Raw genomic sequence first — 26,440 nt, 5'->3', positions numbered from 1 at the left:
CGCCCGGTGCCCGGCCCATGTCCGGTGGCCGCGTGCCCTGGCAGGAGATGTCCGCCCGTGATCGTTCGCAACCGCCTTGGCTTGCTCGAAGTGCTGTTCGCCTACCGCGGCACGATCATGCCGCATATCCAGCATCGGCTGGCGGGCATCGCCGTGGCCAGTGTCGCGGCCATTCTCGCGGCCCGCGCCTGGCCCGGGCTGTTCGCGCAGATCAGCGGCATTCCATTCGCGCTGATCGGCCTGTCGCTCTCTATCTTCATGAGCTTCCGCAACAGTGCCTGCTATGATCGCTGGTGGGAGGGCCGCAAACAGTGGGGTGCGCTGATCATCGCGAGCCGCTCCTTCGCACGGCTCACGTCCTCGCTGCCTGAGGAGGAGCGCGCCCCGCTGCTCCGCGGCGTCTGCGGCTTCACCAACGGTCTTGCAGCCCGCCTGCGTCAGCACGACGAGGCTGCCGCCATCGGCCGGTGGGTGAACGATGGACCATGGCGCACCTCCCCGAACCCGACCGACACGGTGCTTTATGAGATGGGCGCACATTGCCTACGCCTCGCAGCCGACGGGCAGATCAACCCCATCCACCACTCGCTCATCGAGGGCCAACTCAAGGCGCTCAGCGATGTGCAGGCGGCCTGTGAACGGATCGCCAGCACGCCGGTTCCGTTCACCTATTCGCTCATCCTCCACCGGACGACCTATGTCTTCTGCCTGTTGCTGCCCTTCGCCCTGGCTGGTTCGCTGGGCTGGTGGGCCCTCATTCCGGTGCTGGTGGCGAGCTACACCTTCTTCGGGCTGGATGCTTTGGGCGATCAGCTGGAAGACCCGTTCGGCTATGATCCCAACGATTTGCCGCTCGATGCGATGACGCGGACGGTGGAACGCGAAATGCTCGCCCGCCTCGGCGCGACCGACCTCCCCGCACCCATCGCGCCCGATCAGCACATCCTGACCTGATCGCTCGCTAGCGCAAGGCTAGAGCGCACCGAAACCTGAGATATTTGGCCGATCCGTGTTGACGCGGCTCGATTCGTTTCCTAAACGTTCTCCGTCCGTTCCATATTGGGGAACCACTCATGTTGACCGCCAAGCAACAGCAACTGCTCAGCTACATCAAGCAGCATCTCGATCAGGGTGGCGTCTCGCCCAGTTTCGAGGAGATGAAGGAGGCGCTGGACCTCAAATCGAAGTCCGGCATCCATCGGCTGATCAGCGCGCTGGAAGAGCGCGGCTTCATCCGCAGGCTGCCCAATCGTGCGCGGGCGCTTGAAATCCTCAAACTGCCCGATGGTATGCCCGTGGCGGAGCGGACGGAAGAGCCGGCGGCGGCCACCAACGTGACCCCGCTGCGCAAGGCGGCCACCGCGCCGGCGCGGACGATCTCCATCGCCGCCAATGACGTGATCGAAATTCCGCTGCATGGGCGCATCGCTGCCGGTCTTCCCATCGAGGCGATGGAGAGCGACACCATGTTGCCGGTCCCGGCCGCGTTGCTGGGCGCCGGCGATCATTACGCGCTAGAAGTCTCCGGTGACTCGATGATCGAAGCAGGGATTTTTGACGGTGACTTCGCGCTGATCCAGCGGACCGAAACGGCGCGCGATGGCCAGATCGTCGTGGCCCTCATCGACGAGAATGAAGCGACGCTCAAATATTTCCATCATGACGGCCGCAAGGTGCGGCTCGATCCTGCCAATCGCGACCATGAGCCCCAAACCTATGAGGCGCGGCAGGTGCGCATTCAGGGCCGGCTCGCAGGGCTCTTGCGGCGCTATAACTGAGGCGGGCGATATGGGACGCCGGCTCTAGCGCGAACTAGTGCTCACGATCCAGGGATGGCGGCTGCGCGGGTCGTGGCCCGGCACGATCTCCCGACTGTCGAGCAGGATCAGTGCACCGCCCATGGCATTCAGCGCAGGCCGATCCAGCTTTGCCCAGCGCGGCACACATCCCGGCGGCAGGCGCCGGTCAGCGATCACAAGATCGGCCTGCGCGCAGGCGGCCACCAACTCGGGATAGGGAACGAGCAGGCGCGAGCGACTGATCAGCAGGTGAACCGGCGGCTGGCCGGTACGGCCCGGCAATGTCATCGCGCACATGTCCCGCGTGCATCGCGTGTCCGGCGCCTGCGTCAGGGACGCAAACTCACCGTCATAGGCGCTGGCCTCGGCCAAAGTGGTACGAACATAATCCCCGCTTCGGTTCCGCAACAACGCCATGCGCCCATCGCCCAGGCGCACCGCCACATGATGACCATCGGCGGTGACCAGCACATCGGCGGACGGCGCTAGAAATGTCAGGAAAAAGCCGAGCGCCGCCAGAGGCAGGCCCCACCATCGCAGCGCCGTGTGCCAAAGCATCAGCCACAAGAGGCCGATCATGGCGAGCGCAAAGGCCAGTCCGCTGGAGACGGGCAGCGACAGCGTGGCAAAGGGCTGACTGGCGACAGTATGCGCAATCCAGAGCAGGAACTTGAGCGCCACGCCGACAACCCACCAGACCGGCGCCCCCAGCCCCACAGCGTCGAGTAGCAGCGCGAGCACTTCGGCCGGCATCACCACGAAACTGGTCAGCGGAATGGCAATCATATTGGCCGCAGCGCCCAGCAGGCCGGAGCGATGAAAATGAGCGAAGGCAATCGGCGTCAGCACCAGTTCCACCAGCAAACCTGTCGCCAGCAAGGCGCCGAGGCTGCGGGTCCAGCGCTTTATCCGCCCCTCGTCGCGTCGCTCGAACAGCCGCCGTGCAGGCGGATATTCGTAAAGCGCCACGATGGCGGTCACGGCCATGAAGCTCATCTGAAAGCTGGGGCCGATGACAGCCTCCGGCCAGAAGATCATCACGATCAGCGCGCCGGTCGCGATCAGTCGCAGCCCGATTGCCTCGCGGCCCAGAACCATGCCCGCGATCACCAGCAGAGCGGCAATGCAGGAGCGGATCGTCGGCACCTGCGCCCCGGTGAACACAGTGTATCCGATGCCCGCCGCGCCGCCCACGCAGGCGGCGATCATCAGCACCGGCCAGCGCAGCGCAAGGGTCGGCGACAGCGCAAGCAGACTGACCATGATGAGAATCACGCCGCCGATCAGCGCGGAAACGTGCAAGCCACTGATCGAGAGCAGATGGGCAAGCCCGCTGCGCCGCATCGCGTCCGCATCCGCCTCGCTGATCCAGTTCTGATTGCCCGTGGCGAGCGTGATCGCAATCGTCCCTTCCGGCCCCGGCAACCGCGCGGCGATGTGGTGGGCGAGTGTCGCGCGCGCATCCCCGCCAGCGGTTGCCGCATCGATGCGCTGCACTTTGCCGAGTGCCCGCCCGGTAGCGCCGAGGCCGGAAAAATAGGCCGCCCGCGCAAAATCATAAGCGCCCGGCAGGGCAGCCGGTGCAGGCGGCATCAGCCGCGCGCGTAGGGCAATGCGGTCGCCAGCGGCAATCTCTTCGCCCATCTGATCGGGCGCCGCGTTGATGCGGACCCGCGCCGGCAGGTCAGGGCGGGACAGCGGCGCGACCTCCAGCCGCACCAGTCCCCGGGCAGCCAAGGGCGTTGCCGAGAGGACTCGAGCCTCCATCTCCACCACCGCGGCGCGCGAAAGTGGCGGCTGCGCCACGAGCAGCGCTTTGGCCCAGATCAGCAGACAGCCCGCCGCCAACAGCACCGCCCCGATGGCCAGCGCAGCAGGCAATCGCCCTCCGCGCCCCACGGCGCCAAAGGCAGCGGCGGCGCCCAGCCAGAAGGCGATCCACGCCATCCACTGCGGTGGCGCAGGCAGCGTGAACCAGGCGATAATCCCGGCGCCCAGCAGGATCGGCACCCACAATGGCAGTTGCGCCCGCTCAGCCTCCAGCACCGATTCCGCTCGCGCATGAAGCCGTCCCAACCAGACACTGCTGCGGCGCAACAACGGTATTTGTCGAGCCGGAAAAGGCGTGCTAGGGGCATTCTCGTTCACTAGGAAACCCACCCGCGACATAAGGGAAAAGCAGGCATAGCGTGGCAGAAGGACGGAAACAAACAGGCACGGTCGTCACCCGCTTTGCCCCCTCGCCTACGGGATATCTCCACATTGGCGGCGCACGCACGGCGCTGTTCAACTATCTTTTCGCCCGTCACCATGGCGGCAAGTTCCTGCTGCGCGTCGAGGATACCGACCGCGCCCGCTCGACCGAATCCGCGATCGAGGCGATCTTCGACGGCTTGAGCTGGCTGGGCCTTGCAGGCGATAATGAACCGGTCTTCCAGTTCGCGCGTGCGGCACGCCATGCCGAAGTCGCCAACGCCCTGCTCGATGCCGGCCATGCCTATAAATGCTTCGCGAAGCCCGAGGAGCTGGCGGCCCTGCGCGAGCAGCAACGCGCCGAACGTCAGCCGATGCGCTACGACGGGCGCTGGCGCGACCGCGATCCAGCCGAGGGCGGCGATGCCCCCTATGTCATTCGCCTGAAGGCGGCCCGCGAGGGCGAAACCGTCATCGAGGATGCCGTGCAGGGCCGTGTGGTCGTGCAGAATGCCGAGTTGGACGACATGATCCTGCTCCGCTCGGACGGCACGCCCACCTATATGCTCGCCGTCGTTGTGGACGATCACGACATGGGGGTCACTCATGTGATCCGTGGCGATGACCATCTCAACAACGCCTTCCGCCAGCTCGGCATCATTCGCGCGATGGGCTGGCCCGAGCCGGTCTATGCGCACATCCCGCTGATTCACGGGCAGGATGGCGCCAAGCTCTCCAAGCGACATGGCGCCATGGGCGTCGATGCCTATCGTGACGAGCTGGGCATGCTGCCCGAGGCGGTGAACAACTATCTGCTGCGACTCGGCTGGGGCCATGGCGATGATGAGATCATCAGCCGCGAACAAGCCGTCGAATGGTTCGATCTGCCCGGCGTGGGTCGCTCGCCGTCTCGATTCGACCTCAAGAAGCTCGAAAATCTGAACGGCCATTACATTCGCGAGGCCGATGAGGGTCGCCTCGCTCTGCTCGTCGCCGAGCGGATGGATCCGCTGGACGACGATGCCGCGGCCCAGGCCCGGCTGCACCAACTTGCGGCGATCATGCCCGCGCTCAAGCCCCGCGCCAAGACGCTGCTGGAGCTGACCGACGGCGCCGCTTTCCTGTTCGCCAAACGGCCGCTCGCGGTCGAGGAGGCTGCCGCCAAGCTGCTCGACGAAAATGCCCGAGCTCTGCTCGGCACGGTGGTCGAGCAACTGCGGGCGCTGCCCGACTGGTCACTTGAGTCGCTTGAGGCGGCCATCCGCGCGATCGCGGAAGAGGCAGGCCTTGGCCTTGGAAAGATTGCACAGCCACTGCGCGTTGCTTTAACGGGACGGACAACGTCGCCCGGTATCTTCGACGTGCTACTCCATCTTGGTCGGGACGAAACCTTGGGCCGCCTGCAGGATCAGGCCGGACTCCTTCAGGCTTCCGGGTCCGGACCACAAATTTGAGCAATAAGGGGTGAAGGAATGAGCGACAGCACAGTCAAAATGACCGTCGAGGGCAAGGATCTCGAATGTAAGGTCGTCGAAGGTTCCGTCGGCCCCAAGGTCATCGACATTCGCAAGCTCTATGCCCAGACGGGCATGTTCACATATGATCCCGGCTTCACCTCAACGGCGAGCTGCGATTCGGCACTGACCTATATCGATGGCGATGAGGGCGTGCTCCTTCACCGCGGCTATCCCATCGATCAGCTCGCGGAGCAGTCGAGCTTCATGGAAGTGGCCTATCTGCTGCTGCGCGGCTCGCTCCCCTCCAAGGACGAGTTCGAGCTGTTCGAGCGGACGATCACGCGCCACACGATGGTGCACGAGCAGCTATCCACCTTCTTCCGCGGCTTCCGTCGCGATGCGCACCCCATGGCGATCATGTGCGGCGTGGTCGGCGCGCTGTCCGCCTTCTACCACGACTCCACGGACATCACCGATCCGCACCAGCGGATGATCGCGAGCCATCGCCTGATCGCCAAGATGCCGACGCTCGCGGCCATGGCCTACAAATATTCGGTCGGCCAGCCCTTCGTCTATCCGAGCAACGACCTGAGCTACACCGGCAACTTCCTGCGCATGACCTTTTCGGTCCCGGCTGAGGAGTATGTGGTCGACCCCGTCGTCGAAGCGGCGATGGACAAGATCTTCATCCTGCATGCCGATCACGAGCAGAACGCCTCCACCTCGACCGTGCGCCTCGCCGGTTCCTCGGGCGCCAATCCGTTTGCGTGCATCGCGGCGGGCATCGCCTGCCTATGGGGCCCGGCGCATGGCGGCGCCAACGAAGCGGCGCTCAACATGCTCCGCGAGATCGGCACCGTGGATCGCATCCCGTCCTACATCGCCCGCGCCAAGAACAAGGACGATCCGTTCCGCCTGATGGGCTTCGGCCACCGGGTGTACAAGAATTACGACCCCCGCGCTAAGGTGATGCAGGCGACCGCCAAGGAAGTGCTGGACAAGCTGGGCGTCAGCGACCCCATCTTCGACGTCGCCCGCGAGCTGGAGCAGATCGCGCTGCACGACGAATATTTCATCGAGAAGAAGCTCTACCCGAATGTGGACTTCTACTCGGGCGTGATCCTGTCGGCGATCGGCTTCCCGACGGACATGTTCACGGTGCTCTTCGCCCTCGCCCGCACCGTCGGCTGGGTCGCGCAGTGGAACGAGATGATCTCGGACCCAGAGCAGAAAATCGGCCGTCCCCGTCAGCTCTACACCGGCCCGACGCAGCGCGATTATGTCCCGATGGACAAACGCTGAGCCTCAGCTGGCTTATTCATGGATTAGAAAAAGGGGCGCCCGAAGCGCCCCTTTTTTCTTGCCGATCAAATTAGAAAACCAAGCCGCGCAGCAATGGGCGCGGAAGCTCAGGCCGCTTTGCGGGTCTTGGCGAGCTTCTTGAGCAGCATGTCCCGCTTGAGCCGCGACAAATGGTCGATAAAGAGAATGCCTTCGAGATGGTCCATCTCGTGCTGCAGGCAGGTCGCGAGCAGACCTTCCAGCTCTTCCTCATGAATCCGGCCCTGCCGATCCATCCAGCTGGCGCGGATGCGCGCGGGCCGCTCGACCTCGGCATATTGGTCCGGCACGGAGAGGCAGCCCTCATTGTAGACCGAGCTTTCCGGGGAACCGTCGAGAATCTGCGGATTGATGAACACCAGTGGATTCTTGACCGGCGGTGCGCCTTCCTCCTCAGACTCGGGCTCCTGCAGATCGATGACCAGCACCCGCTTGGGCACGCCGACCTGAATGGCCGCCAGCCCAATGCCCGGCGCATCGTACATGGTGTCGAACATGTCATCGATCAGCGTCTGCAAATCATCGTCGATCGCCTCGACGGGCGTCGAAATCGTCCGCAGAATCGGGTCCGGGGTCTCAAGGATCGGTCTAATGGCCATGGTGTCCAGATATGAAAGCCAAGGCGTGAGATCAAGCCGTTGTTAACGCTTTGTTCCGATCAGGCTGATCGAACGCGGCAGGATCTGCCCGCGTATCCGCCCCTCAACCGATCGGCCGCCGCGCCCGCAGCGCCTGCGCCAGCGTGCCCTCATCGAGATAATCGAGTTCGCCCCCGACGGGCACACCATGGGCCAATTGTGTCAGCCGTACCGGGTAGGACTCCAGCCGCTCGGCGATGTAATGGGCGGTCGTCTGCCCCTCCAGCGTGGCGTTCATCGCCAGCACCACTTCATCAATGCCGCCATCGGCGACGCGTTGGACAAGGCTGGCGATCGAAAGGTCTTCGGGCCGCACGCCATCCAGCGCGGAGAGCCGCCCGCCCAGCACATGGAACCGTCCCGGGAACAGGCGCGACTTTTCCAGCGCCCAGAGATCCGCCACATCCTCCACCACGCACAAAGCGCGGGCATCGCGGCGAGGATCGGCGCAGATGGCGCAGGGATCGATGGTATCGACATTGCCGCAGACCGAACAATGCACCATCCGCTCACTCACGCTTTCCAGCGCCCGCAGCAGCGGGACCATCGCCGCGTCGCGCCGCTGCAGCAGGTGCAGCACCGCCCGCCGCGCCGAACGGGGGCCAAGGCCGGGCAGCCGGGCAAGCGCCTGCGTGAGCGCGTCGATCTCTGGCGAGGACATGACTGCCAAATAAGGGCTTGCGCTGCGATGATACAAGCGTTTCAGAGGGCCACATGAAAGAGCCTTTGCGGATCGTCTTCATGGGAACGCCGGATTTCGCGGTGCCGACGCTCGATGCGCTGACCGCGGCCGGCCATTCCGTCGTGGCGGTGTATACGCAGCCACCCCGGCCGGCAGGTCGCGGCAAGGCGCCTCGCCCGAGCCCGGTGCAAGCCAGAGCGGAGGCGCTGGGCCTGCCGGTGCGAACGCCCCTCTCCCTGAATGACCCGGCGGAACAGGAGGTCTTCGACGCTTTCGAGGCGGACGTCGCCGTGGTCGCCGCCTACGGGCTGATCCTGCCGATCCCGGTCCTCCACGCCCCACGGCTCGGCAGCCTCAACGTCCACGCCTCTTTGCTCCCGCGCTGGCGCGGCGCGGCACCGATCCAGCGTGCCATCCTCGCAGGCGACGAGCGCACCGGCGTCACCATCATGGCGATGGCCAAGGGTCTCGATACCGGGCCGATGCTGGCAAAGGTCAGCACGCCCGTGGACGAGAAGACCGCTGGCGCGCTGACCGATGAACTGGCGCATGTCGGGGCCGCGTTGATGGTCCAGGTGCTCGATCAGATCGGAGCCTATCCGCCGATCGTCCAACCCGAGGATGGGGTGACCTATGCGGCCAAGATCGACAAGGCGGAGAGCCACCTCGATTTCACCGCCGGGCCGGTCGCGGCCGAACGGCAGGTTCGCGCCTTCAACCCCGCCCCGGGCGCATGGTTCGCGCACAAGGGCGAGCGCTACAAGGTTCTGGCTGCCTCAGTCGATGCTCGGCCCGGCCCCGCAGGAACCGTGCTCGACGCGGGCCTGCTGATCGGATGCGGCGAACAAGGCTCGCTGCGCCCCACCCTCATCCAGCGCGCCGGCAAGGGCGCCATGGCCACCGCCGATCTGTTGCGTGGCACTGCCATTCCGGCTGGCACCCTCTTGGAATGACCCGCTTCGCTTTCACGGTCGAATATGACGGGCGACCCTATATGGGCTGGCAGCGCCAGGCCCATGGCCCGAGCGTGCAGCAATGCATCGAGGAGGCGTTGGGCCGCATCGCCGGCGGCGCGCCGATCGTCCATTGCGCCGGGCGCACCGACGCGGGTGTTCATGCCCTCGGCATGCGAGCGCATGTCGATCTGGACAAGGCGATCACGCCTTTTCGCCTGATGGAAGCGCTCAATGCCCATCTGCGGCCCGAGCCGATCGCCATTCTGACCTGCGAAATCGTGCCGGAGGATTGGCACGCCCGCTTCTCCTGCGTCGCGCGCGCCTATGAGTATCGCATCCTTAACCGCCGCGCGCCGCTCACCTTCGAGAGCGGCCTTGTCTGGCGTGTGCCGCAGGTGCTGGACGCCGAGCGGATGCACGAGGCCGCGCAGGCACTGGTCGGCCGACATGATTTTACTACCTTCCGCTCCGCGCAATGTCAGGCGGACAGCCCCCACCGCACCCTCGCCCGCCTTGATGTCGTGCGCATCGGCGAGCGCATCACCGTTCACGCCAAGGCCCGCAGCTTCCTTCATCATCAGGTCCGCTCGATGGTGGGCTGCCTTGCCTTGGTCGGCACGGGCACATGGTCACCCGACGACCTCAAGGCGGCGCTGGACGCGCGCAATCGCGCCGCGCTGGGGCACAACGCCCCGCCGGACGGCCTTTATTTCATCTCGGCGGACTATCCCCTAACCGCCTGACAACACATTGTTAAAGCTCCCGGGCGCAGATTGGATGCTCAGATGGACATGCGAGCGGTGTCGCGAGGCAGGCTAAGACATGGAATTGGGGTATCTTCAGGCTGAACATATGGCGCTGCTCGATCTGTGCCAGCAAGTCACGAGCCCGGCGGCGCAGCGATCCGGCGCGGAGGTGGGCGAACTGATCGCGGTGCGCAGCAAGTTGAACCGCATCTTGATCCGCCATCTGGCCAAGGAGGATAAGCACGTCTATCCAGCCCTGCGCGCCAGCGGCAACGGCAGGATCGCCACGCTCGCCTCGCAATATCATGCGGAGACCGGCCATCTGGGGGATCTATGGGCCGATCTGATGAAGGCCTGGCCGGACTGTCGGATTTTCCAGGAACCCGAGGCGTTTCGCGCCGCCCTCCGGCCCGCGCTGGAGGCTTTGGTCGACCGCATCCAGAGGGAAGAGCAGATGCTTTATCCGGCCTATCTGGAGTCGCAGGGCCTGAGTGGGATCGGGATTGCGCCCGATCAGGCATCAGCCGCCTGACGGGCATCAATCCTCTTCGACCAGCAACTCGCGGGCCGGGGCATGGCCCAGGAAGGCCGCCGGACTGGCGCTCGCGCCATAGGCGCCGGCCATGAACAGCGCGACGAAATCGCCGACCGCGACAGGCGGGAGCACCACGGCATCGCCGAGCCGATCCAGCGGCGTGCAAAGGCAACCGACCACATGGACTGGCTCACTCACTGGCGACTCATCGAAGCGGTTGGCCAGGGCAATCGGGTAATTGCGGCGGACCACGGTGCCGAAATTGCCGCTGGCCGCGAGCTGATGGTGTAGGCCGCCATCCACCACGGCGAAAGTCTCTCCTCGGCTTTGCTTCACGTCGATCACGCGGCTGAGGTAAATGCCGGCTTCCGCCACCAGAAAGCGCCCCAGTTCAAGCGCGAACCGGCTCTCGCGCAGCATCGCGGGGCGGTCGGCCAGCAGACGATTCAGCCCGTCGCCGATGATGGAGAGGTCGAGTGGCACGTCACCGGGGAAATAGGGCACCCCGAAGCCACCGCCGAGATTGACCAGCGGCGGGCTTGCCCCCACCTCATCGGAAAGGCGCGCGACAAGCTCCATGGTGGCCGACTGGGCCGCAACGATGGCCTGCGCATCCAGCGACTGCGAGCCGGCAAAGACATGCCAGCCGCGCCATTCCGCTCCTGCGGCGATCAGGTGGCGGGTCATTGCGGCCGCACGATCGGCATCCAGGCCGAAGGGCCGCGCGCCGCCGCCCATCCGCATGCCCGAGCCTTTCAGCTCGAAATCGGGATTGACGCGCACCGCGAGCCGGGGCCGGACATTGGCGCGTGCAGCCAGCGCGAGTGCGCGCTCGGCCTCGCCTTCCGACTCCAGGTTGATCGTAACGCCCGCCGCAAGGGCGTCGTCCAGTTCCCGGTCGGTCTTGCCCGGTCCGGCAAAGCTGATCCGGCTGCCGTCCACCCCGGCTGCCCGCGCCATTTCCAGTTCTCCGGCGGAGGCAATGTCGAACCCGTCCACCAGCTCCCCCATGAGTGCGAGAAGCGGCGCGAAGGGATTGGCCTTCATCGCATAATGGAGATCGACCCCAGCCGGCATGGCCGCCCGCAGGGCCGCTACGCGCTGGCGGAGCTTGCCGGCGTCATAGAGAAAGGCCGGCGTTTCCCCGATCTGATCGATCAGCGCGGCCACGCCCTGTCCGCCGACCAGCAGCATGCCGCCCTCGCTCTCATAACCGGGCGGGATCGGCCCCATCGGCTTGGGCTTGAGGGGCGTCATGCGCCGCCCTCCCCGGCCAGCGCGGCGAGCGCCACGCGATCGATCTTGCCATTGGGGTTACGCGGCATCTGCGCCAAAATCCTGATCTCCGCCGGTTGCATGAAATTGGGCAGCGTCTGCCGCAACTGCGCGGATAGACGCTCGCCGAGCGAGCCGCGATCGGTCTCGCATAATGCCGCTTCCGCCCGCACGAACAGCACGATGACTTGGCCGAGGCGCTCATCCGCGCGACCAAGCGCACAGGCTTCGCCCACGCCAGCGACGGCCACCGCCGCCTCCTCCACCTCGCTGGGGCTGATGCGATTGCCGGCGCTCTTGATCATCGCGTCGTCCCGGCCGACGAAGCGCAGCAAGCCCTCGCCATCGCGCACCACGGTGTCGCCGGACCACACCGCCATGCCACCATAGGTAGACGCTGCCGGCGCCGGCCTGAATCGCTCCGACGTCCGTGCTGCATCCTGCCAATAGCCTTGCGCCACCAGCGGGCCGCTATGAACCAGTTCGCCTGGCTCATCATCGTCCGTCAAAGTGCCATCAGCCCGCACGACGAGCACTTCCGCGTCCGGTATCGCCTGGCCGATACTGTCCGGGTGGCGATCCAGCAGGTCGGGAGGGAGATAGGTGGAGCGAAACGCCTCGGTCAGCCCATACATGGCGAACACGTCCACACCGGGGAATGTCTCGCGCAAGCGGGCGATCAGCGGACGGGTGAGCGTCCCGCCGCTGTTGGTGAGGCGGCGCAAGGCAGCGCGCGCCTCTGGTGGCCAGTCGATCTCGGTCAATTGCACCCAGAGCGGCGGGACGCCGGCCAGCGTCGTGATGGCGTGCCGCGCTGCGACTTTCGCGACCTCCCGCGGCAGCAGATAATCGAGCGGCACCGCGCATCCGCCGGCCCACCATGTCGAGAGCAGCTGGTTTTGCCCATAGTCAAAGCTGAGCGGCAGGAGCGCGAGGGTACGGTCCGTCGCGTCGAGACCGAGGTAGCGGGCCACTGACCGCGCGCCAATCATCAGATTGGCGTGGCTGAGCATCACGCCCTTGGGTCGCCCGGTCGATCCCGATGTGTAGAGAATCTCGGCGAGATCGTCAGGGCGTCCCGTGCCGGGCGGCAACGTCGCGGCGTCCGCATCTTCAATCACACCGAGCAGCGCGGCCTCTTCCACGCGCGCCACAGCCTCAGCCAGATCGCCTGGCTCCAGCGTCCCCAGCCGCGCGGGCTGTGAGATCAGTATCGCCGCGCCACTATCCCGCACGATATGGGCAACCTGCGCCCGCTTGAGCAGCGGATTGATCGGCACATAGATATGCCCGGCCCGCACCACCGCCAGAGGCAGCAGCGCCGCGAGAAGGCCCTTGGGCAGCCACGCCGCCACCCGACTGCCGCCGGACGCGCCTGCCCCCTCGAGACGCGCGGCAAGATGGTGCGCGAGCCGCCCCACCAAATGCTCCATCGTCGCATAATCGATCGCGCCGAACTTGCCCGCCAGAGCAATGGCGGTCGGATCGCCCTGCTGCGTCAGATGGTCGAGGGGCGGTAGCATCCCCCGCCCATATCATGTTCTTTCAAGGCATGAATAGGCGCGCGCATTGAGAACGTGGATCGGCCGCAACAGTCGGACAAGATCGGCCCGGCCCCGCATCGCCATGCTTTCCAAAATGATATCGACCCGTTAGGGGCCCGATGATGCAGACCAGCCAGGATCGAGAGGGCAATGGCGCCTCCAACAGCGCGGCCAGCGATGCGTTGCGCGCATCGCTCGTGGATGTGCTCGGGCTCTCCCCGCAGCGTGTCGATCTGTTCGACGCCGACACGGGTCTGTTCGGGTCGCTGCCGGAACTGGATTCCATGGCTGTCGCCACCTTGCTGACCGATCTTGAGGATCGGCTCGATATCGTCATCGATGATGATGATGTGGATATGGACAGCTTCGAGACATTCGGCAGTCTGGCCGCCATGCTGAGCCGCAAACTGGACAGCCGCGCCGCCTGACAGGCGTACTCCGTATCCGCTTTTCGCACGTAGCGCTGCACCGAGTCATCGGTTTGCATCAAATGCAATCGCTCCGCCGCTTTTTGCGTTTGTGAGCCATGGTGCAGCGCAGCACTATGACCACGGAAGAACATGGGATGCCGAGCAAGGCTCTTTTGCAACTGACAAAGGAGACTGTTCGTGAAAAATGCTTTTTTTGCCGCCGCACTGCTTTCGTTTGCCGTCGTCACACCCGGCCACGCGAAAGAGGCTGAGAAGACCTTCACGCATGAAGGCGTCAGCTACACCTACACCGTCACCGAACTCGGCGACAGCCGCCGGGTGATCGAGGGCCGCGCAACGCCCGGCTCGACCTTCCGTCTCACCGTCGCCAAGGGCCGCGTGGTCGGCAGCGCCAACGGCATGCCGGTATCCTTCCGCGTGAAGGATGCGGTCCTGCTGAACGAGACGCCGCTGACCAAGGTTGCCTCGCGCTAATCGCGACACGTGACCCGTCTGGGCTCGCGCTCAGGCTCAAGACAAAGGAAAGCCGGGCAGACCTTCGCGGTCGCCCGGCTTTTCACATTCTAGTTCACCGTGATGCCGCGATCAGGCCGGCACATGCTCGCGCTGCGATTCAAAGTCGGCTTCCGCGAGGAACCGCTCGGCATCCAGCGCCGCCATGCAGCCCATGCCCGCAGCCGTCACGGCCTGACGATAGATTTTGTCCGTCACGTCGCCCGCCGCGAAAACGCCGGGAATGCTGGTGCGGCTCGTACCCTTCTCAACAACCAGATAGCCTTCATCGAGCGGCAGCTTGCCCTCGAACAGCTCGGTTGCCGGCTTGTGACCGATGGCGACGAATGCGCCATCCGTCTCGATATGGCTCTTCTCGCCCGTCTCGGTATCGACCAGATCGACGCCGACCAGACCTTCCGGATCCCCACCGCCGACAAAACGCTCGACGGCCTTGTTCCAAACCACCTTGATGTTGGGATGGGCAAACAGGCGATCCTGCAGGATCTTCTCCGCGCGCAGACTGTCGCGGCGGTGGATCAGCGTCACGTCATGGCTGTGATTGGTGAGGTACAGCGCCTCTTCGACTGCGGTGTTGCCGCCGCCGATCACCACCACCTTCTTGCCGCGATAGAAAAAGCCATCGCACGTGGCGCAGGCCGAGACGCCCTTGCCCTGCAGCAGATGCTCGCTCTCCAGCCCCAGCCACTTGGCCTGCGCGCCGGTCGCGATGACCAACGTGTCGCCATAATATTCGGTGCCGCCGTCGCCAGTCAGCTTGAACGGGCGCTTGCTGAGGTCGACGTCGACGATCTGGTCGTACATCATCTGCGTACCGACATGCTCGGCCTGCGCCTGCATCTCTTCCATCAGCCACGGGCCCTGAATGACCTCGCGGAAACCGGGATAATTCTCGACATCGGTGGTGATGGTCAACTGGCCGCCCGGCTGCATCCCCTGCACCACGATCGGCGCCATGCCGGCGCGCGCGGCGTAGATGGCGGCCGAAAGACCGGCCGGCCCGGAACCGAGAATGATCATGCGCGAGCTGTGCGTGGCGGTCATGGGTCGATGTCTTCCTTCGCGGACGGATAGGTCAAATCGTCGCCAGCGCTGCCTGGCGAACGTCATTCGCATTTAGGGTTTGTGGCGCGGAACTCAATGCTCGGCGGACGAGGTTGCCCTTCAAATCGCCCCTCCTCTGAAGATGAGGGGCTAAGATTAGGCACTATGATCCCGCGCCGATCATCGAGGGCAGCGAATCGAAGCCGGACTTCAGCACCTCGCCCCATTGCCGGGAAATGGTCGAGAATTCCGGGTCGTCTGCTTCGATTCGGCGACGGACGCTAAACTCATATTGATCGCGGGGGATGATGCTCAAATCGAGCGGCATCCCGACCGACAGGTTGGAGCGCAGCGTCGAATCCATGGAGACGCACACCGCCTTGGCGGCATCCGAGAGCGACGTGGTCGGCTTGATCATCCGGTCAAGGATCGGCTTGCCATATTTGTGTTCGCCGATCTGGAAGAAGGGCGTGTCCGCCGTCGCTTCGATGAAATTGCCCTGCGAGTAAACCAGGTACAGGCGAGGCTTGCCGCCCTTGCGCTGCCCGCACAGCAGGATGCTGGCGCTCAGCGATGGGCTGGTGCCGCTCATCCCCTCGCGCATTTCCTTCTGAACGGCCTTCATCGCCTCGCCGACCAGATGCGCGGCGCGGTGCATGGTGGCGCAGTTCAGCAGGGTCTCGACCTCGGGATTGTCGACCGCGTCCTTCATGGCGCGGGAGAGCTTGGTGCGCACTTCCTGCGTGACTGAGAGGCTTCCAGAACACAGCAGCGCAATCGCCCGCTCGCCGGGGCGCTCATAAGTGAAGGTCTTGCGGAACATGCCGATGTTATCGAGCCCGGCATTGGTCCGCGTGTCAGAGAGCATCACCAGGCCGGCCTCGACCCGCAATGCCACGCAATACGTCATTTTATGCCCCTTTTTCATGCCCGCATTGAGCCGCCCGCCCGACTCACTGTTGCGTCTGGGATTGTGCGGTATCCTCAGATGGCAGACTGGCAATCTGCACGTCGTGCGACAATGCGGTTTCGCCCCCTGCGATCATCACGCCCCGAATCGGCGCGGCATCTGCGGCATCAAGGCCACAGCACAGGCGCACATGCCCCTCCACCGGGCAGAGGCCCAGGGTAATATCGAACCCGATCCAGCCCAGCCCCTCTACCCAGGCTTCCGCCCAGGCATGGGGTTCATGATCGCTATCCGGGCGCTCATCATCTCGCAGATAGCCCACAACATAGCGGGCCGGAATCAACAGGCTGCGCGCTGCCGCAATGAAGACATGCGCCTGATCCTGGCACACCCCCGATTTCTGAGCAAAGGCCTGCGCGGCCGTGGTTTCCATGCTGGTGCTGCCGGATCGATATTCGATCTCCTCGTGCACCAGATCGGAGAGGGCGTGCAGGCTAGCGAGCACGCCCTCCTCCCGTCGCGCACGCTGGGCCAGATCGGCAATCGCCGCGTCGATCTCGGTCAGCAGCGTTGCGCGCAGGAACAGCTGGGGCCGTACCGCGCCGTCCGCGGGCTTGAGCACACCGGCGCAATCGACTGTCCGTACCGTCCCTTCTGAAAGGATCGTGACGCTGTCGACCCGTCCGGGCGCACGCCACACGGCCTCCGCATCGCCGTAACCGTTGATGATCCAGCGTTCGATGGGCTGGCCGTTCGCTGTCACCGTCCATTGCTCGACGGTTTGCGCGTTGCTGGTCGCGGGCAACAGGCGCAGGCGCATGACCACGCCGCCAGCCTCCTCCTCATACCGATAGACAGTCTCGTGACGGATCGTGATCCGCATGGCCCGGTCGCCTCCCGCTCAGCCGAAATGATAGGCTTGTGCGATTTCGTGCCCAAGCATGTTGCACTGGACAATCTTGCTCTGGACGGTTTCGTGCAAGCCCCGGCGGAAAATATCTCCGCTATTGGCCTGCGCGAGCGTCTCCACCATCTCCTCGCTGCGCAAATTGGCCGGCGTGCGCTGGCCATGCCAGCTGGCCAGCCGCTGCAGCCGATAGGCGATTTGGTCGAAGCAATAGAGCGTGCTGCGCGGAAACTGCCGATTGAGCATTAAGAAGTCCGTGATCTGCGCCGGCGTGTAGGAGCCGCCATAGACATGATGATAGGCGCGGCTGCCCGACAGCGCGTGCAGCACCGAAGTCCACTGATAATGGTCGCGGTGGCCGCCGACCACTTCGGTCTCCGGCAGCAGGACGTAATATTTGACGTCCAGCAACCGCAACGTCATCTGCGCCCGCTCCAGCGCGCCACCGACGCGCAGGAAATCGTGCCCCTCGTTGCGCAACTGGCCGCTCTCGGTGGCGCCCCGGAAGATCATCGCGCGGGTCTTCACCCAGTCGATGATCTCGGCGAACTCTCGGCGCGCATCGTTGACGCCATAGGTTTCCAGTTTGCGCCAGCCCTCGTTGAGCGCTTCCCACATCTCCTGGGTAAGCGCGGTGCGCACCGACTTGCCGTTCTGCCGTGCCCGCGCGAGACAGGCGCGGATGGAGGCCGGGTTATCGGCATTCAGGATGAGATGTTCGACGATGTCGCTCTCGCGGATAATGGCATCCTTGCCGAACACATCCTCGCACTCGGTGACCTGCACGACCGAGCGCCACTCGTCACGCATCGTCGCGCCGGGGAGGATGGTCATCCGCTGCCCCATGGTGAGCAGCCGCGCGGTCGCTTCGGCGCGCTCCATGTAGCGGGCCATCCAGAACAGATTTTCGGCGGTCCGGCTCAGCATGGGCGGCCTCCCTTTGGTTGGACCTGCATGTCGCAAACGGCCTCGCGCATCATGGCCGCCTCTCTCATCGCAGCCCCCCTCACCGGAGCACCCACGTGTCTTTGACGCCGCCGCCCTGGCTTGAATTCACCACCAGCGACCCTTCCGCCAGCGCAACCCGCGTCAAGCCTCCAGGCACCAGCCTGATCTCCTTGCCGACAAGGCAGAAGGGCCGGAAATCGACATGGCGCTGTACCAGCCCGACCGGCCCGAGTGTGGGCGCGGCCGAAAGGTCGAGCGTCGGCTGCGCAATGAACTCGGAGGGATTGGCGCGGATGCGCCCAGCATAAGCCTCGATCTCGCTCGCGCTGGCCTTGGGGCCGATCAGCATCCCATAACCGCCCGAGCCGTGAACTTCCTTCACAACCAACTCGGGGAGATGGTCCATCACATAAGCGAAATCGTCCGGCTTGGAACATTGCCAAGTCGGCACATTCTGCAGGATCGCCGTCTCGCCCAGATAGAAGCGGATCATCTCGGGCACATAGACGTAGATCGCCTTGTCGTCCGCGATGCCCGCACCGGGCGCGGAGCAGAGCGTTACGCCGCCCCCGCGATAGGCATTGAACAGCCCCGGCACGCCCAGCAGGCTATCGGGCCGGAAAGCGAGTGGATCGATGAAATCATCGTCGATGCGCCGGTAGATCACATCCACCCGGCGGGGGCCGCGCGTGGTCTGCATGAAGACCAGCCCGTCTTCCACGAAGAGATCGGCCGGCTCGACCAACTCGACGCCCATCAGGTCGGCCAGATAGCTGTGCTCATAATAAGCGCTGTTGAACGAACCGGGGGTAAGCACCACGACCTGCGGCACGCCCTTGCAGGCGGGCGGCGCAACCTCCTGCAGCGAGCGCAGAAGCTGGCTCGGATAATCGTCCACCGGCGCAACCCGCTGCCGGGCAAACAGCTCCGGGAACATCCGCGTCATAATCTCGCGATTTTCCAGCATGTAGGAGACGCCCGAGGGCGTGCGACAATTATCCTCCAGCACCATGAAATCATCGAGACCGGTGCGAACGATGTCGATGCCGACGATATGGCTGTAGACCCTGCCCGGCGGGGTGAAGCCGGCCATCTCCGGCTTGTACGCCTTGTTCTGATAGACGATGTCGCCCGGTACGATCCCGGCCCGGATGATTTCGCCGCGATTATAGACGTCGAGCAGGAAGGCATTGAGCGCCGCCGCGCGCTGGCGAATGCCGGCTTCCAGGCGCGCCCATTCCGCAGCGGTGAAGATGCGCGGCAGCAGATCGAAGGGAATAAGCCGCTCTGGGTCGCCGCCCTCCCCGTACACAGCAAAGGTGATGCCGATGCGCCGGAAGATCGCTTCCGCCTCGCTCAATCGTCGGTGCAACCCCTCGATGCCGGTCTCATCCACCCATTGCTGAACCACCGCGTAACAATCGCGAACGTCTCCAGCCTCACCCAGCATCTCGGAACATGTCATCAGCGTATGCGTTTCTCTATCTTATTGTGCATTGCAGCATAGTGAGCCGGGGAAATTCAAAATCAAGAGTAAAAATCGCGGGAGGGACGATCACGTTCCGCGCGGTTAAAAATATCTCGGCAAGGCGTCATAGCGGATTGACGCACCGCGAAAAATATGGCCGATTACCGCCGTTTTTCTACTTCATGCTGGACGGATGGTGATTTTCCGTGCATGGGAGCGCGCATGGACTTTTGGCTGGCCCTTCGCCTTACGCGACTTACGCGCCCTTAGGCGCGATACCCAAGCGGTTGCCGCAGGCGGCCCGCTGCGCCTAAGGGCCTTTTAGCCACAGAATCAGATCCTCATCAGTGCAAATGGATAGCGCCTGCGTGCATTTGGCTGTGAACAATGAAATGTCCGAACCATGATGCTGAGCGACCCGTCACAGAAATACCGTCCCTTCCCGCAAGTGGATCTGCCGGACCGGCAGTGGCCCTCGCGCACGATCACGCAGCCGCCCCGCTGGCTTTCGACCGATCTGCGCGATGGCAATCAGGCGCTGATCGACCCGATGGATACCGAGAAGAAGACCCGCTTCTTCGAGTTGCTGACCCGCGTGGGCCTCAAGGAGATTGAGGTCGGCTTCCCCTCGGCGGGCGCAACCGAGTTTGATTTCATTTCCGGCCTCGTCAAATCGGGCCGCATCCCGGATGATGTGATCATCCAGGTGCTCACGCAAGCCCGCCGCGACCTCATCGAGCGCACCTTCGAGAGCCTGCAGGGCGCGCGCCAGGCCATCGTCCACGTCTACAACGCCGTCTCTCCGGCGTGGCGGCGGATCGTGTTCAACATGGAGCGGCCGCAGATCAAGCAGATCGCTGTCGATGCCGCCAAGATCATTCGCGACGAGGCCGCCAAGCAGCCGAACACGGACTGGCATTTCGAGTATAGCCCCGAAACCTTCTCCACCGCTGAACTGGATTTCAGCCTGGAGTGCTGCGAGGCGGTGATGGACATTCTCCAGCCCACGCCGGAGAAGCCGCTGATCCTCAACCTGCCCGCCACGGTCGAGGCCGCGACGCCCAATATCTATGCCGACCAGATCGAATGGTTCTGCCGCCATATCCGGAACCGCGACAGCGTGGTCATCTCGCTGCACCCGCATAATGACCGGGGCACCGGCGTGGCCGCGGCGGAGCTGGGTCTGATGGCCGGCGCCGATCGCGTCGAGGGCTGTCTGTTCGGCAATGGCGAGCGCACCGGCAATTGCGATCTGGTGACCGTGGCACTCAATCTTTACACGCAGGGCGTCTCGCCGGGCCTCGACTTCTCCAACATGGAAGAGGTCGTGCAGACGGTGACCTACTGCAACCAGCTCCCCGTCCATCCCCGCCACCCTTATGCCGGCGATCTGGTTTTCACCGCCTTCTCCGGCAGCCATCAGGACGCGATCAAGAAGGGTTTCGCCGCGCAGGAACAGCGCAATGACGAGATCTGGGACGTGCCTTATCTGCCCATCGATCCGGCGGATATCGGCTGCTCCTATGAAGCGGTGATCCGCGTCAACTCGCAGTCCGGCAAGGGCGGCGTCGCCTGGGTGCTGCAGCAGGACAAGGGCCTCAAGCTGCCCAAGCGGATGCAGGGCGATTTTTCCAAGGTGGTGCAGGACTTGGCGGACAAGTCCAGCCGTGAGCTGCATGCCGCCGATATCTGGGAGGCGTTCGAGCAGCATTACTGCCTCGCCGGCGCGCAGCCCTATGCGCTGGTCGATTATGTCGAGAGCGGGCCCGCCGGGAACCGCGTGTTCACCGGCAAGATCGTCCATGATGGCACGGAGCGCAGCATTTCGGGCCGGGGCAATGGCCTGATTTCGTCGGTCCTCTCGGCCCTGCGCGATGAACTCGGCATCGGGCTGGACGTGGTCGACTATAATGAGCACGCCATCGGTACCGGCGGCAACGTCCGCGCGGCCGCTTATGTCGAATGCCGCACCGATGATGGCACCACATTCTTCGGGGTCGGCACGGATGAAGACGTGGCGACGGCATCGGTGAAGGCCGTGCTGTCGGTCGTGAACGCCTATCACCGCCGCCAGAATGCTGCAGCAAAGGCTGCCTGACCGGCCCAATCCTTCAGAGCATCGATAAACCCGGCCGGAGCAGCCCTCCGGCCGGGTTTTTCATATCCCGCACAGGTTAGGCCCGCAGCGTCACACCATCCGGATAATCAGACCATCCCGCCGGATGAACTGGTGCCATAGCGCCGCGCCGATATGGCCGATTACCAGTGCCCCGAAGATGAGCCCAAGCACCTCATGCGAACCGGCCACGGTCACGATGGCATCGCCCCGCGCCACCGCGAATTTGGGCACGTCGAAGACATTGAACCAGTTGAGCGGCCGCGGACCGGCGGAGGACATGATCCAGCCGGTGAGCGGCATGAGGATCATCAGCGCATAGAGCAAACGATGCATCAACGCCGCCGCGCGCTTGGTGCGTCTGGATATCGTCGTCGGCAGCGGCGGCGGGCTGTTCATCAGGCGCCAGAGCAGGGCGAGCACGGACAGGACCAGCACAGTCAGCCCGATCGACTTATGGATATTCATGACGCCGGGGATCACCGCACCCAGCGGATCGTGCCCGATGCCGATCGCGATATTGGCGATAATCAACAGCGCAATGACCCAGTGCAGCCAGATCGCCACCATCGAATAGCGCACCCCCGCGTAAGTCCCCATCACGTCCTCCAACATGCCCAACAATGGGCAGAATGCGGACAAGGGCCCCGCTGCGCAAGAGGCCGCTCAAATATGCGAGCGCGACGGAGGCGCTATCCCGCGATCTGGACGCCGATCCAGAAGGTCTGCGGCGTGCCCAGGTCTGTGCTCACGGCGCCGTTGGTCGAGGTGACCTGTCGGGTCACCACGCGCTCGTCGAACAGGTTCTCGACCCGGCCGACCAGCGCCATCCGGCCGGTCAGTGGCACGCGGGCATAGCCGTCGAGTGTCGTCGCGGGGGCCATCCGGTCGGCCTGCAGATCGTCCTCATATTGCGGGCCGACATGGCGGACGGTGAGCGCGAGCCGGGCATTGCCGGGCGCATGCCAGCCCAGCGTGGCGCTGGCGCCGTGGCGCGGGCTTTGTGCCGGTTGCAGGCCATCGAGCTGGGCCGCCGCGCCGCTCGCTTCCACGCGGCTGTCATTATAGGCATAGGATGCCGCGAGATCGAAATCCCCGAACGTCATCGTCCCGCTCACTTCGATGCCCTTCGCCACAATCGCATCGACATTGCGGCGCTGGCGCAGATTGGTGCCGATCGTCACGTTCGCGACGGCATCGGCCAGATGATTGTAGAAGGCGGTGGCGGAAAGCGTCACACCGGGAGCCGGCGCCAGATCGAACCCGGCCTCGACACCGCGCAGCCGCTCGGGGGCGAGATCGGCATTGGCCTGCGTCGTCACCGGGAATACCGTGAAGCCGCGATACAGCTCGTTGATCGTCGGCAGGCGGAAGCTGGTATAGCCTGCGCCGCGCAAGGCGACCCCCGGTGTGGCCTGCCAGATCAATCCGGCGCGGAAGCTGCCTTCCCAATCCTCACGGTCGGCATAGGTCACCGTCCTGACCGCGCCGGAGGCCGGCGTTCGCTCGGTGAAGAGGCCCCCACTGATCCGCCAATAGTCGAGGCGCGCACCGCCGGTCAGGACAAGGCGCCCGAGCGACCAGTCATCCTCCACATAAATGCCGCTCGTGACCTGCCGGCCGCTGGCTTCACGCCGCGCGGTCGCGGCGCCGGTCGTGGCGTTGAGCGCCTCCTCATACATGTCCGCGCTCGCGAACCGGCTATCGGCGCCGATCCGCAGCAGATGATCCTCACCCACCGGCGGGCGCACTTCCAGCTTGCCGCCGAGCCCTGTCGACGGGGTATTGCGCTGGTTGAGCGTCGGGCGAAAGCTCGTTGCGCTGACCACGATGTTGCTGAAGTTGCGCAGTTGCACATAACCCAGCGCCTCGACCTGCCAGTCGCCGCGCCCGACATAACGGAGGCTGGCGTCCTGCCCTTCCTGCGCGCTATCTGCCCCGGCGAAGCGCAAGGTCCGGTCATCGCGAAACAGGCCGATGCGTGCCTGAATCTCGCTCGACTCGCCCACGGCGGCGACACCGCGCGCGCTCACCGCCCATGTCTCGTAGCCCGCCGGCACGCTGGCCGCGACGCGCTGGTCCGCAGGCGTCGTCCAGAAGCCATCACCCCGGGCATAGCTGCCGGAGATGGAGACGAAGCCATTGCCGAGATCGGGACTAAGGCTCGCCTCGATCTGCTGCGCATTACGCGAGCCATAGAGCGCCCGCGCGCTATAGCGCGGCAATTGCGTGCGATCGGCGCTGAACAGCTCGATGCTGCCGGCGACCGTGCCGGCCCCGAAGCTTCCCGCACCACCGCCCCGGGTGATCCGCGCCGCGCCGATTCCGTCGAGCGGCAGGGCATTGAACGGAATGGAACCGAAGAAGGGATCGGCCAGCGGCACGCCATCCAGCAGCACGACCGCCCGGCTGGTCGCATTGCCGCCCAGCGCGCGCAGCGTGACGCCCTGCGCCGAAGGATTGGCCGAGCGGCTATCCGACCGGCGGAACTGCTGGAAGCCGGCGACATCGCCGAGCGCATGCTCGATCGTGCCGGAGGCGTCCTCCGCCAGCCGCATCTTCTCGAGCGTGACCGATCCATAAGCCGGCGTGCCTGGCGGCAGCGCAAGCCCCTGCCCCAGCACCACCACATCCGGGCCGGTTTCCTGCGCGTGAAGGGGCATGGAGAGGAGCAGACTGGTGCCGCTGAGCAGCGCGACGAAACGGAAATGGGTCATCATGGGGCCGGGCCATGCCGGATCGGCCCGGCCTTGGCAACGCCGCGATAAATAAGCGGGGATGTCTGACCATTTGCTTTGACAAGGCCCGGCACCTGTCTCAATACAGGATTGGAGTTGAGGAGATGGAAGCAGTCAATCTCGAGGGTCTATCCTCGGTTGTCGACCTGAGCGGCTTTGATCGGGCCAAGCGCGCGGACATATGGGCTGGCGCGGCGCCGAATGTTTTTCCCGGCCTATGCGTACAGGCGATCGAGGCCAATCCCACAATCGGGGCAATCCTGCATCGCCGTGTTGGCCCGGGCGCGCTGTTCGCCGTGTCCTCCGCCCCGGCCGAGGTGACATACACGCCCACCGGCAGCCCGGAATCCCACCAGTTTCTCACCATGATGCTGCAGGCTGAAGGCAGCTCTCTTGCCACCCAGCGGCAACGCCAGTGCGAGATGGCGCCGGGCGACATCTGCTTTATCGACGAGCGCTACCCGTTCCGCCTGTGCGGTCTGGATTACAGCCAGCTGTTGCTGCTGCGGATGCCGCGCGCGCTGGTCATGAGCCGCTTCCCCGACATGGAGCATCTCGTCGCGACGCTCATTCCCGGGCGCGATGCCGGCACCTCCCTGCTCGCTCACACCGTGCTGCACCTGCTGCGCGTGGCGGGCGACCTGCGAGAGGCGCAGCAGCACGCGGCGATGAATGCCGTCATCCAGCTCCTTGGCGCCACCTCCGGCCTTGCGGTGGAGCTGGAGAATGTCCACTGGCGCGTGCAGAAGGCGCTCGACTATATCGAGCTCAATCTCTCCATCCCCGGCCTGACCGCCGAACAGATCGCGCAGGCGCAGCATATCAGCCGCCGCCGGCTCGATCAGCTGATGCGCGATGCGCTCGGCGTCTCGATCACCGGGCAAATCTGGAACCGCCGCCTGCAGCGCGCTGCCGACGATCTGCGCGATGCACGCTGGGCGGGCGCCTCGATCTCGCAGATCGCTTTTGCCAACGGCTTCGAAGACCCGGCCCATTTCGCCCGCGCCTTCAAGCGCCGGTTCGAGACGACGCCCGGGCAATGGCGCGCCCTCGCCCGGCCTTTGACTCACTGACCAGTCAGGATTCGCCCGGTGCCGCCGCAATCGCGCGGCGCTCATAGGCGCGCGCCAGGAACGCGCCGGTCACCAACTGGACGATATGGAACATCATCACCGGCAGGACGACGGCGCCGGCCATGGCTGCGGGGAAAAGCACATTCGCCATCGGCACGCCCGTCGCCAGCGATTTTACCGATCCGCAGAACACCAGAGATGCCTCGTCAGGACGCGCCAGGCCGGTCAGCCGCGCCGCCAGTCGCAGCACGATGACGACCACGGCCAGAATGAGCAGGCAGAAGCCAAGCAGAATGGCGATGTCGATGCCGGAGATCGCCTGCCAAAGGCCGCCGGTCACCGCCTTGCCGAACGCCCCATAGACCATCACCAATATGGCGCTGCGGTCCACGAATGAGGTGAGCATCTTGTGGCGCAGCAGCCAGGTGCCGATCCAGCCGTGCAGCGCCTGACCGATGGCGAAGGGGATCAGGATCAGACCCACGATTGCCCAGACGGCATCCATGTTGATCGCCGCGCTGCTCGCCAGCAGCAGGCCCGTCAGCAGCGGTGTAAAGACCACGCCAGCCAGATTGGAAGCCGCCGCTGCGCATACTGCCGCCGGCACGTTCCCCCGCGCAATCGACGTCAGCGCGATGGACGACTGCACCGTCGAGGGCAGGCAGCACAGGAAGAGAATGCCGGTAAACAGCATCGGCTCAATGACCGGTCCGGAGAGCGGCTTGAGGGCGATACCGATCAGCGGAAACAATGCGAAGGTCGCCGCGAGGATGAGCAGTTGCAGCTTCCATTGGCCGATGGCGCCGACCACCGCCTCGCGCGGCAGACGCGCGCCGTGGATGAAGAACAGCGCAATCACCAGCACCTTGCCGAGCAGATCCACCGCCGGAACCAGACTCCCGCGCGCGGGCAAAAAGCTCGCCAGCAACAGCGTGCCCAGCAGCATCAGCGTGAAGCGGTCGATCTTCAGCCAGGCAAGGCGACCGGTCTTTTTCAATTGCTATCCCCCAATCGGATGAATGTCTGGCAGGCACCTTTAGGCCCATCCCGGCAAAGCCCATAGGCTCATGGCGCACAAATTCTAGTCGGCAAAACCCTCGGACGTCTGCCGCACGCCTTGGCCCGC

Annotated in this window: 24 protein-coding genes; 11 read left to right on the top strand and 13 right to left on the bottom strand. The window is 64.7% G+C overall.

Annotation, left to right across the window (positions count from 1 at the left end; translation table 11 throughout):
- Positions 1-57 precede the first annotated feature (57 nt).
- Entirely contained in the window at positions 58-954 is an 897-nt protein-coding gene (locus tag M2335_RS07945; protein WP_264587370.1) for a bestrophin family protein, read from the top strand.
- 119 nt (positions 955-1,073) lie between these two features.
- Positions 1,074-1,778, top strand: coding sequence for a transcriptional repressor LexA (gene lexA / locus M2335_RS07940; protein WP_264573061.1), 705 nt, complete (start codon positions 1,074-1,076; stop codon positions 1,776-1,778).
- A 24-nt stretch (positions 1,779-1,802) separates the two neighbouring features.
- Here the strand turns inward: lexA and M2335_RS07935 are convergent, their stop codons facing one another.
- Positions 1,803-3,875, bottom strand: a complete 2,073-nt coding sequence (locus M2335_RS07935; protein WP_264594337.1) for a ComEC/Rec2 family competence protein — start codon at positions 3,873-3,875, stop codon at positions 1,803-1,805.
- A 113-nt stretch (positions 3,876-3,988) separates the two neighbouring features.
- On the opposite strand from M2335_RS07935, the gene gltX reads away from it, so the two are divergent.
- Together gltX and M2335_RS07925 are read left to right on the top strand one after the other, a co-directional pair.
- Positions 3,989-5,446, top strand: coding sequence for a glutamate--tRNA ligase (gene gltX, locus M2335_RS07930; RefSeq protein ID WP_264594336.1), 1,458 nt, complete (start codon positions 3,989-3,991; stop codon positions 5,444-5,446).
- Positions 5,447-5,464: 18 nt separating this feature from the next.
- Complete coding sequence (locus tag M2335_RS07925; RefSeq protein WP_264570636.1) at positions 5,465-6,751, top strand: citrate synthase; 1,287 nt, start codon at positions 5,465-5,467, stop codon at positions 6,749-6,751.
- A 107-nt stretch (positions 6,752-6,858) separates the two neighbouring features.
- On the opposite strand, the gene def is transcribed toward M2335_RS07925, so the two are convergent.
- Positions 6,859-7,389, bottom strand: a complete 531-nt coding sequence (def, locus tag M2335_RS07920) for a peptide deformylase (RefSeq protein WP_264594335.1) — start codon at positions 7,387-7,389, stop codon at positions 6,859-6,861.
- Positions 7,390-7,492: 103 nt separating this feature from the next.
- Positions 7,493-8,089, bottom strand: coding sequence for a recombination mediator RecR (recR, locus tag M2335_RS07915; RefSeq protein WP_264595382.1), 597 nt, complete (start codon positions 8,087-8,089; stop codon positions 7,493-7,495).
- 65 nt (positions 8,090-8,154) lie between these two features.
- Between recR and fmt the strand changes: the two genes are divergently transcribed.
- The 3 genes from fmt (at position 8,155) to M2335_RS07900 (ending at position 10,344) form a co-directional block, all read left to right on the top strand.
- Complete coding sequence (gene fmt, locus M2335_RS07910; RefSeq protein ID WP_264588364.1) at positions 8,155-9,063, top strand: methionyl-tRNA formyltransferase; 909 nt, start codon at positions 8,155-8,157, stop codon at positions 9,061-9,063.
- Entirely contained in the window at positions 9,060-9,809 is a 750-nt protein-coding gene (gene truA / locus M2335_RS07905; protein ID WP_264587375.1) for a tRNA pseudouridine(38-40) synthase TruA, read from the top strand. Before fmt ends, truA begins: the two co-directional genes overlap by 4 nt.
- A 79-nt stretch (positions 9,810-9,888) precedes the next feature.
- Positions 9,889-10,344: a hemerythrin domain-containing protein gene (locus tag M2335_RS07900; protein WP_264587376.1), complete on the top strand. Its 456-nt coding sequence runs from the start codon at positions 9,889-9,891 to the stop codon at positions 10,342-10,344.
- Between the two features lie 6 nt (positions 10,345-10,350).
- Here M2335_RS07900 and M2335_RS07895 read toward each other — a convergent pair whose 3' ends face one another.
- Together M2335_RS07895 and M2335_RS07890 are read right to left on the bottom strand one after the other, a co-directional pair.
- A complete protein-coding gene (locus tag M2335_RS07895) occupies positions 10,351-11,604 on the bottom strand; it encodes a pyridoxal-dependent decarboxylase, exosortase A system-associated (RefSeq protein ID WP_264587377.1) in 1,254 nt (417 codons plus the stop codon).
- Positions 11,601-13,145, bottom strand: coding sequence for an AMP-binding protein (locus M2335_RS07890; RefSeq protein ID WP_264594334.1), 1,545 nt, complete (start codon positions 13,143-13,145; stop codon positions 11,601-11,603). The genes M2335_RS07895 and M2335_RS07890 overlap by 4 nt, the downstream gene beginning before the upstream one ends.
- Before the next feature lie 143 nt (positions 13,146-13,288).
- On the opposite strand from M2335_RS07890, the gene M2335_RS07885 reads away from it, so the two are divergent.
- Positions 13,289-13,594: a phosphopantetheine-binding protein gene (locus M2335_RS07885; RefSeq protein ID WP_264572267.1), complete on the top strand. Its 306-nt coding sequence runs from the start codon at positions 13,289-13,291 to the stop codon at positions 13,592-13,594.
- Positions 13,595-13,774: 180 nt separating this feature from the next.
- Positions 13,775-14,071, top strand: coding sequence for a hypothetical protein (locus M2335_RS07880; RefSeq protein ID WP_264594333.1), 297 nt, complete (start codon positions 13,775-13,777; stop codon positions 14,069-14,071).
- Positions 14,072-14,182: 111 nt separating this feature from the next.
- Here M2335_RS07880 and trxB read toward each other — a convergent pair whose 3' ends face one another.
- The 5 genes from trxB to M2335_RS07855 form a co-directional block, all read right to left on the bottom strand.
- The gene (gene trxB, locus M2335_RS07875; protein ID WP_264575604.1) at positions 14,183-15,154 is read right to left on the bottom strand and encodes a thioredoxin-disulfide reductase; all 972 of its coding nucleotides are present in this window, start codon (positions 15,152-15,154) and stop codon (positions 14,183-14,185) included.
- 163 nt (positions 15,155-15,317) lie between these two features.
- Complete coding sequence (locus M2335_RS07870) at positions 15,318-16,052, bottom strand: peptidase (RefSeq protein ID WP_264573071.1); 735 nt, start codon at positions 16,050-16,052, stop codon at positions 15,318-15,320.
- Between the two features lie 55 nt (positions 16,053-16,107).
- Entirely contained in the window at positions 16,108-16,947 is an 840-nt protein-coding gene (locus M2335_RS07865) for a transglutaminase family protein (protein WP_264594332.1), read from the bottom strand.
- A gap of 18 nt (positions 16,948-16,965) precedes the next feature.
- Positions 16,966-17,898 carry an alpha-E domain-containing protein gene (locus tag M2335_RS07860; protein WP_181559953.1) on the bottom strand — a complete coding sequence of 311 codons (933 nt, stop codon included), beginning with the start codon at positions 17,896-17,898 and terminating at the stop codon, positions 16,966-16,968.
- A gap of 79 nt (positions 17,899-17,977) precedes the next feature.
- Complete coding sequence (locus M2335_RS07855; protein ID WP_181559954.1) at positions 17,978-19,384, bottom strand: circularly permuted type 2 ATP-grasp protein; 1,407 nt, start codon at positions 19,382-19,384, stop codon at positions 17,978-17,980.
- Positions 19,385-19,790: 406 nt separating this feature from the next.
- Between M2335_RS07855 and leuA the strand changes: the two genes are divergently transcribed.
- Complete coding sequence (leuA, locus tag M2335_RS07850) at positions 19,791-21,485, top strand: 2-isopropylmalate synthase (protein ID WP_264594331.1); 1,695 nt, start codon at positions 19,791-19,793, stop codon at positions 21,483-21,485.
- Positions 21,486-21,575: 90 nt separating this feature from the next.
- On the opposite strand, the gene M2335_RS07845 is transcribed toward leuA, so the two are convergent.
- Both M2335_RS07845 and M2335_RS07840 read right to left on the bottom strand, forming a co-directional pair.
- The gene (locus M2335_RS07845; protein WP_264594330.1) at positions 21,576-22,103 is read right to left on the bottom strand and encodes a cytochrome b; all 528 of its coding nucleotides are present in this window, start codon (positions 22,101-22,103) and stop codon (positions 21,576-21,578) included.
- A gap of 92 nt (positions 22,104-22,195) precedes the next feature.
- Positions 22,196-24,223 carry a TonB-dependent receptor gene (locus M2335_RS07840; protein ID WP_413716108.1) on the bottom strand — a complete coding sequence of 676 codons (2,028 nt, stop codon included), beginning with the start codon at positions 24,221-24,223 and terminating at the stop codon, positions 22,196-22,198.
- Positions 24,224-24,345: 122 nt separating this feature from the next.
- On the opposite strand from M2335_RS07840, the gene M2335_RS07835 reads away from it, so the two are divergent.
- Entirely contained in the window at positions 24,346-25,314 is a 969-nt protein-coding gene (locus M2335_RS07835; RefSeq protein WP_264594329.1) for a helix-turn-helix domain-containing protein, read from the top strand.
- Positions 25,315-25,318: 4 nt separating this feature from the next.
- Here M2335_RS07835 and M2335_RS07830 read toward each other — a convergent pair whose 3' ends face one another.
- Positions 25,319-26,311 (bottom strand): bile acid:sodium symporter family protein, encoded by a 993-nt coding sequence (locus M2335_RS07830; protein WP_264594328.1) that lies wholly within the window; start codon positions 26,309-26,311, stop codon positions 25,319-25,321.
- Positions 26,312-26,440: the final 129 nt, after the last annotated feature.

It is taken from the genome of Sphingobium sp. B12D2B, from assembly GCF_025961775.1.
In the GTDB taxonomy this organism is placed as follows: domain Bacteria; phylum Pseudomonadota; class Alphaproteobacteria; order Sphingomonadales; family Sphingomonadaceae; genus Sphingobium.
Note: the sequence above shows the minus strand (reverse complement) of the source record. Positions and strands in the feature narration are given on the sequence as shown.